The organism is Streptomyces sp. NPDC037288 (genome assembly GCF_055603265.1).
The window spans coordinates 1-8,402 of sequence record NZ_JBVJVY010000105.1; the positions used below are offsets into that span (position 1 = coordinate 1).

At 69.2% G+C, this 8,402-nt stretch carries 4 protein-coding genes; all 4 read left to right on the plus strand.

The features are described from left to right. Nucleotides 1–267: 267 nt before the first annotated feature. From ACZ7GZ_RS41285 to ACZ7GZ_RS41300, 4 genes are read left to right on the plus strand one after another with little or no spacing between them, the layout of a single operon-like run. Nucleotides 268–2,442 carry a transposase family protein gene (locus tag ACZ7GZ_RS41285; protein ID WP_471032767.1) on the plus strand — a complete coding sequence of 725 codons (2,175 nt, stop codon included), beginning with the start codon at nucleotides 268–270 and terminating at the stop codon, nucleotides 2,440–2,442. Next, nucleotides 2,439–3,569 (plus strand): AAA family ATPase, encoded by a 1,131-nt coding sequence (locus tag ACZ7GZ_RS41290; protein WP_471032768.1) that lies wholly within the window; start codon nucleotides 2,439–2,441, stop codon nucleotides 3,567–3,569. Before ACZ7GZ_RS41285 ends, ACZ7GZ_RS41290 begins: the two co-directional genes overlap by 4 nt. Next, entirely contained in the window at nucleotides 3,569–6,223 is a 2,655-nt protein-coding gene (locus ACZ7GZ_RS41295) for a TniQ family protein (protein ID WP_471032771.1), read from the plus strand. The genes ACZ7GZ_RS41290 and ACZ7GZ_RS41295 overlap by 1 nt, the downstream gene beginning before the upstream one ends. Nucleotides 6,224–6,267: 44 nt before the next feature. Further along, a complete protein-coding gene (locus ACZ7GZ_RS41300; RefSeq protein WP_471032772.1) occupies nucleotides 6,268–8,370 on the plus strand; it encodes a TOTE conflict system archaeo-eukaryotic primase domain-containing protein in 2,103 nt (700 codons plus the stop codon). Nucleotides 8,371–8,402: the final 32 nt, after the last annotated feature.

Sequence of the window (8,402 nt, forward strand, 5' to 3'; positions counted from 1 at the left end):
GCCTGCCGGGCAGGGAGCGGAATCCCTATCGACACACGCCCCGGGGCGCACGCCCCAACACTGATCGGCTACACCACGAAGCGGGACGCCATCGGCATGGCAGCAGGTTGTGGATGGTGAGCAACTGGCCATGGCCGAGCGCCGGTTGGCCGGTGATAGGCCCGCAGAGGAGGCGAGGCCGTCTTTGCTGGCGCTGTTGTGGTCCGGGCGGTTGACGACGGACCTGTCGCGGCCGTTGTCGGGTGAGTCCGTGGTGCGGAGGGGCGCATGACCATCTGGACAACGCCCTTGCGGCCGGGGCTGCCGATCATTTTCGACGGTGAGCAGTTCTCGATCGCCGAGATCGAGGGGCGACGGATTCTTCTTCGGCCGACGGCTTCGGTTGTTGGGGCACCGAAGTGGCGGCAGGTCGACATCGCCGTCCTGCTGGCAGATCCCAGCACCGAGATCCTCGTCCCGGCCCCGCAGGAGGAACCAGCGACTGCGGCAATCCTGAGCGGTCTCGATGACGATGACGACGACGAGCTGACGCGGAAGTTCCGCCATGCCCAAGAGGTGCGGACGGGCTACCAGCTCGGCAGCCAGGAGTTGGCCCTGCCGGGTGAGCCGCGGCCCGATTACGCGCCCGGGACACCGTGGATGCACCGGTATGCGGCCAAGGCGGCGGAGCTCGGCGTCTCTGAGACCACGATCCGGAACTGGGTACGGCAGGTTAAGCGCTCAGGCCCGGCCGGTCTGGTTCATGAGCGGCGGGCGACCAGCGTGTTGGACCGGGCCGACCATCGGTGGCTGGACATGGCTCGCCTGGTGCTCAAGGGGCACGAGAAGTCCTCCCGGCCGGTGCGGAATCTGGTTCTGGTGGAGATCGAGGAGCGTCTGGTCAAGGAGTACGGGAAGGGAACGGTCCCGATTCCGGCCCGCACGACGGGCTATGAACTGCTGCGGGCGCTGGCCAAGGGCACCAACGCCTTCGAGGGCAGCACGAAGGGGAAGCGGTCGATCGCGGATGCCCCGAAGGGGACCTACGGCCGGCTGCGGGCGACGCGGCCGGGCGAGTACGTGGTGCTGGACACCAACTGCCTGGACGTCTTCGCGATGGAACCGGTGACCTGCCGGTGGGTGCGGTGCGAACTCACCGTCGCGATGGATCTTTACAGCCGGTGCATCACCGGTCTGCGGCTGACTCCGGTGTCGACGAAGTCGACTGACGTGGCGGGGGTGTTGTTCGAGACGGTCCGCCCGCGGAGGGCACCGGGAGAAGGGGCTGAGCCGCTGCCGTACTGCGGGGTGCCGTCCACCGTGGTGGTCGACGCGGACAAGCTGGTCGACCGGGACGGGCAGCCGCTGCTGCCCACGGTCGCGGCCGAGACGATCATCTTCGACCACGGCAAGGTCTACCTGTCGAACCACATCCAGAGCGTCTGCGCGAAGCTGGACATCTCGCTGCAGCCGGCCCGTCCGAAGACGCCGACGGACAAGCCGATCGAGCGCTGGTTCCGCACCCTGAATCAGGGGCTGCTGGCCGCACTGCCCGGCTACAAGGGCTCCGACGTGCACAGCCGCGGAGAGAAGGTCGAGGACGAGGCGTTCTTCTTCATCGACGAACTCGAAGCGATCATCCGTGAGTGGATTACCCGGATCTATCACCGGCGCCACCACCGCGGGCTGTCCGTGCCGGAGGTGCCGGGTCTGAAGCTGAGCCCGCTGGACATGTTCGAGCACGGTGTCACCCGAGCCGGCCCGCTCAGGATCCCTGCCCGCCCGCATCTGGCCCTGGAGTTCCTGGAGGAGGCACGCACGACCATCCAGCACTACGGCGTCGAGATCGAGGGACTGCGCTACAACGGCGACGGCCTGGACGACTACCGCAACCAGCCAAGTCCGTATCGCGGGGTGGATGCGGGCAAGTGGCCGATCGCGGTGGACCGCGGCGATATGACCAAGGTGTACTTCCAGGACCCGAAGAAGCAGACGTGGCACACGCTCGACTGGGAACACGCGGCCACGCTCAACAGCCCCTTCAGCCGGGAGGCGCTGGTCTATGCCCGCAGGCTCGCGCGAAAGACCCACCGGTTCCCGGACACCAAACGCGCGCTGGTCGAACTCCTGGAACGGTGGGGTGCCGGGCTTGCCGCGGACCGCACCGAGCGGCGCATGGCGGTGCGACTCTCGCAGGAACGACTGCGGCTAATCGGCGAGGACGACGCCCCGACGGACGACGTGAACCAGTTGCCGTCGCTTCGCCGACTGGCTGCGGTGACGTCGTCCCCCGAAGGCTTGGACGCTGAGAGCCGGCCGGATCTGCAGGTGGTTGAGCCTGCTGAAGCGGATCTGAGCGGGGACGATGACGAAGACGACGAGTGCGAGGCCGCCTTCCCCGGCGACCAAGAAGTCCTGCTGGAGAAGGACGAGTTCTACGCCGACATCCTGGACAGCCGGTGAGCCGGGCTGAGGAGGCCGGTGTCTTCGAAGGAGACGACCGGCCCTACTCGCCCACCCGGCTGGAGGGCTGGCTGGAGTTCGCGAACGGCCCCGGGCGAAGCCAGCCGGAGCAACTGTCCCGTGCGCAGCTGGCGGCCCTGTCGCCGGCCGCGCTGCTGCGGCACAACGACCGGCGGGCGGTCTGGCACGCGAATCTCGGGCCGATCAAGACTCCTCAGCTGCTGCGGCTGCACGACGAGCTCGCCGAGATCGTCGAGTCCAACCGGCACGACGGGGACAAGGCCAAGCCCGCGGCCCTGGTCGACGCCTATCCCGGGCTGGGCAAGAGCACAGCAGTGCTCGAGTACGGGCGGGACTTCCACCGCGCGCAGATCGCCCTGCGCGGAGAGACCTCCCCGCAGGGCCATCGCCGGGTCCCGGTCCTCTACATCGCCCTGAGCGGCAACACCCGTATCCGCGGCCTGAACGCGGCGATCTGCCGGTTCTACGGGCTGCCCACCCGAGGGGATGCCGACGCCCTGGCCGAACGGGCCAAGGACGCGGTGCTGAGCCTGAAGACGGCCGTCTTCATGATCGACGACATCCACTTCCTGGACGCCTCGGCCCGGGCGACCGCGGCCATGGCCAACCACCTGAAGTTCCTGGCCAACACGTTCCCCGTCACCTTGATCTACATCGGCGTCGGGGTGCGTGAACGCGGCATCCTGACCGAGGGGCTGTCCCCCGATCAGACGCTGCACGCACAGTTCGGCCGCCGCACCACCGCTCTGTCACTGCGTCCCTTCCGGATCGACACCGAAGAAGGGCGCCTGGAATGGCGGCGCCTGCTGCTGACCATCGAGCACAAGCTGGTACTGGCCGAGAAGTATCCCGGAATGCTTGCGGATGACCTCTCCGACTACCTCCTGGCCCGTTCCAGCGGCCACTTCGCCTCGCTCATGGCACTGATCAACCGCGGCTGCCTGCGGGCGATCCGCACGCGTCACGAACGCCTGGACACCTGGCTGATGGACCAGGTGAACAACGACGCGGCCGCCGAGGAAGCCCGCCGAGAACTCGCCTGCGCGCTGGAGGCCGGACTGCTGACATCCCGCCCCCAGGCCCGCCGACGCAGAAGGAGTGCGTGATGACCTGGATGGGCGGCTCGCTCCCGATCTCGCTGAGGCCGCTGCCCGGCGAAGCGCTGGAGAGCTGGATCGGCGTCTATGCCCGCCGCCTGCACGCCACCAACAGCGCATTCCTCGACGCCATCGGCCTGACCGGGGCCCGCACGACACAGATGGCTGTGCGGCTCACCGAGGCCGACGCCGACGCCGTGCACCACGCCACCGGCGTCCCGCGGCCCGTGCTGACCGCGATGACGCTCGCGCCCTACGACGGGCTGGCCGTGACGATCCATCCCGACCGACGCCGACTGACCCGGCCTCCCGCCTGGAGATTCAACGGAGCCCGCACCCGCTACTGCCCCGCGTGTCTGGCCGAGAACGCCGGCCGTGGCCCGGTGTTGTGGCGTCTGCCCTGGGCCTTCGCCTGCCCCACCCACCGCACTGTGCTCCTCGACTTCTGCCCGCACTGCCAGCGGCCACCGAATCCGTGGAACGCACGTCGCCTCGGCCCACGCGGTGCGGGCGTCTGCACTCGCGACAACCTGACCAGCCCTCACGGCCACACCGGCCGCCGGCCCTGCGGAGCCGACCTGTCTCAAGCCTCAGTCCTCGGGCTACCCGAAACCGGTCTGGTGCTGCCAGCCCAGCAGCGCATCATCACCCTTCTCGCCAGTGACGCCTCCTCACGGCCAAAGGCACTGGCGGAACTCAAGCAGCTGTACGCGTTGGCCTGGCGCATCCTGCGAGGCCTGCACACCGTCGCCGACCGAGCACCGGACGTCGTACACACCGCGCTGACCGAGTGCGGCGGAGAACTACCTCGATTGACCGACGAGGATGTCGGACACGACGCCCACAACGCAGCCCTGGGCACCGCACTGGCACACGTCGCTCTCCATCCCGGACACCGCGACCACGACGCGCTCTTCGATTGGATCCTCGAGGCCGACCAGTCACTCCAGCAGGGACCGCGGGCCAACATCGGCAAACGAGCAGGCAGATGGTCCTTCAGCGGCCCCCCGCTCGTCGAGCGGGCCCTGGCCAGGCTCGACCTCCAGGCCACCCTGCAGGCCCGGCTGCGCTACGCGAGTGCCAGCCCCCGCCCGCGCTGGCCCATGCTGCACGCCGACACCATCGTCCGGCGGGCGGCGCTGATCCCCTCGATGCTCTGGCCGGGCTGGACCATGCGCCTGCTGCCGCGGCTGAAAGACAGGGCCAACCTGCGCGTCGGCGCCTTCCGGCGCGGCTGCAGCAGCTTCCTCCTGCTGCCCGGCGGACCGCCAGAGCTGAATTTCGAACGTGTGGGTCCACTGCTGGACAACGGCCAGATCGATACCGATCGCGACAGCGTCGAGCGACGCCTCTACCGCCACCACGACCTGACCCCGTTGGCCTCGACACTGGCCCAACTCGCCTACGCGCTGGACGCCCACGGCGCCCCGATCGACTACGCGCGGCGCAGGGTCACGTTCACCTACACCTCCATCCACCTCGATCAGCACGCCTTCAAACGGCTCTGCGCCCAGCATGGCTGGAGAACCGGACAGGAGCACCGCGCTGCCCTGCTGCAGTGGTATCTGCTGATGCTGCTGACCGGCGAGATTCACCCGCCGCCCAGCGGCGCCAACACACGATTCGCCTGGCACTGCACCGAGTTCCGTTTCCGCGCACCCCCAGCCCTTCGCTCGTTCCTGCGCCGGCAGGCCGAGGACAACCTCGCCCGCCACGGCATCGACGAACCCCTGACCTGGGAACCCCCCAACTCCTGGGTGACCGGTACGACATGGCCCGGGATCAGCCCAACAAGCCTTGCCCCAAACGATGTCCGCGACCTCCTGAGCACGGTCACCTCCGTGAACGAAGCCAGCGATGTGCTCGGCCTGACCCCCGAGCACATCCGCCTGTACTGCGACCTCGCGGACATCGGCACGCCCATCCCCAGTAACGCGATCGGCAACCTCGCCAACCAGCTCACGCCCGAGGCCGCCGAGGTCCGCCAGGGCATTCTCGCCTCAGAGGAACTCCGTGACCTCTACGAAAACCAACAACTGGAACTCGCGCACATCGCCCGGCTGGCGTCCTGCAACCCCGACACCGTCCGCGCACTGCTGATCCACGACGAAGTCCCGCTCCGCCCGCGGCCCGGCCGGCTGCCACCACGGCCCGACATCACCCGCGCATGGCTTCAGCGCGAGTACGTCGCAAAGCGGCGCACCATGGCCGAACTCGCCCGCGAACGCGGCGTCAGCCACTACCACCTGACCACCCTGGCCAGAGGATGGGGCCTCCCGATCCGCAGCACCGGGCGCCGCTACAACGCCATCGGCCACCTCGACCTACCCTGGACCCCGTCCCCGGCCATGCAGGCCGTGACCGCATCCCCCACCGCACTCCACCGGCTGCAAACCATCGTCCAAATCCCCTGCCACTCCAGCATCGCCGCCGCCGCACGCGCCATCTACGACGGACGCGACGACGCTCTCAGACAACGCATCACAAAGATCGAAAAGGCTGCCGGGTTCTGCATCATCGACCGCTCCACCCGCCCTCTCGCTCCCACCCCACGCGGACACGACTTCCTCCGCGAAGCCGCTGAAGTCCTCCGCATCGCCGACCAGACCCGTCCGAAATCCCAGCAACCCCATGGAAGGGAGCGCCAGGAGAGGGAAACCTGACTGCTTTCGCTGCGTGACACGGGTGCACTCTGGATCATGGGGGTGTGGAGGATTGGACCGACTGCCTCGATCCAGACGAGCTGCGCATCCGCCTCGACGTGGCGCTGGAGGAGAACGCAGAGCTACACGAGGAGATCGCCCGGCTGAGAGCGGACAACGCCCGGCTGTGCAGCCTCCTGGGCCGAGACACCCAGACCATACCTATCGGCATGCCGCCCGTTTCCGAGCCCGTCCCGGCCCCGCCACCAGCCAGCCCCGGCGGGCTGCCCTATGCGGATGCCTCCTCCAGCGCCGAGGCGAAGATCGCCCTGTTCAGGGCCCTGTTCGCAGGCCGCGAGGACATCTACGCCAAGCGGTGGGTGAGCGCCAAGTCCGGCCGGACCGGCTGGAGCCCGGCCGAGGACAACCCGTTCGACAAGAGCAAGGCCGACGAGGACCGGGTCTTCTGGCTGCTGACCGACGAGTCCGTCTACCGCCACCTGGATGCGACCCGGCAGGGCCGCAGCGAGCTGCACATCGGGCTGTATCCGCTGCTGGCCGACGACACCTGCCGCCTGCTGGCGTGTGACTTCGACGGCAAGGACGGCAGCGACTGGCGCGCCGACGCGAGCACGTACGTCACGGCCTGCCACGAGGCGGGCGTCCCCGCCGTCCTGGAGATCTCCCGGTCCGGGAAGGGCGCGCACGCCTGGACGTTCTTCACCGCGCCCGTCGCGGCGGCCACCGCCCGCGCCCTGGGGATGGCGCTGCTGCGCCGGGCGATCGACGCCCGCGGGCAGATGGCGCTGTCCAGCTACGACCGGCTCTTTCCCGCGCAGGACTTCCTGCCGACCAAGGCCAGGGGCAGCTTCCGGTTCGGCAGCCTGATCGCGCTGCCGCTGCACGGCGTCTCCCGCGCCAAAGGCACCACCGTCTTCGTGGACCCCGACACCTGGGAGCCGTATCCGGACCAGTTCGCCCACCTCTCGCACACCGAGCGGCTGTCGCCGGCCGACGTCACCTCGCTCGTCGACAAGCTCGGCCCGGTCAAGGCCGGGCCTTCCCCGACCGCCCCGGAGCTGGGGCCCAAGCCCCGCCGCAAGGCCCTCGGCAAGGCGCCCGCGCGCGTTCAGGCCCGGCTCTCGGCGATGCTGGCGATCTCCACGGCCGGGCTGCCGCCGCAACTGCTGGCCGCGCTCAAGCACGCCGCGTCGTTCCACAACCCGGAGTTCTACCGCAAGCAGAACCAGCGCTTCTCCACCTGGGGCACCCCGCGCCTCGTCTGCTGCTTCGACGCCTCCGACCCCGACTGGCTCAAGCTGCCCCGCGGTCTGGCAGACGAGGCCGCCCAGCTCATCGCCACCGCCGGCGGCACCCTCACCATCGCCAGCGACCTGCCGAAACCCCCGCCGATCACCGCCCACTTCACCGGCGTGCTGACCGCCACCCAGCAGGCGGCCGTGGCGGCGATGACCGAGCACCCGGCGGGCACCCTGGTCGCGCCGCCCGGCTCAGGCAAGACCGTCATGGCCTGCGCCCTGATCGCCCGCCACCACACCCCGACCGCGGTGATCGTGAACCGGGCAGAACTGCTGACCCAGTGGAAGGAACACCTGGCCGGCTTCCTGGACCTGGGCGAGGGGCAGGTCGGCGCGCTCGGCGGCGGCAAGGACCGCCGCGCCCACGTCGTCGACCTGATCATGCTGCAGACGCTGTCCCACCGCGACGCCCCCGACGACCTGCTCAACGGCTACGGACTGGTCATCGTGGACGAGTGCCACGCCGTCGGCGCCCCCGGCGCCGAAGCCGCGATCCGCAGAGCAAAAGCGCCGCGGTGGGTCGGCCTGTCCGCCACCCCCTACCGGGCGGACCAGATGGACCCGGTGATCACCATGCAGTGCGGTCCCATCCGCCACGAGATCGACGACACCAGCACCTTCGCCAAACACCTCGTCGTGCACCCCACGACCTTCACCACCGAGGAACCGGGCACCGACGGCGCCTCCATCCAGGCCATCTACAACGAACTCGCCCACACCACGAGCCGCAACCGGCTGATCGCTGCGGACATCGCCGACGCCGCCGGGCGCGGCCGGTGCAGCCTAGAGATCGTCTTCAAAGGTGGCCAGGTGATGAGGGATCATGCTTGCCGTGGTGCGTCGTCATGAGCTTTCGGATGCCGAGTGGGCTGTGCTGTCCC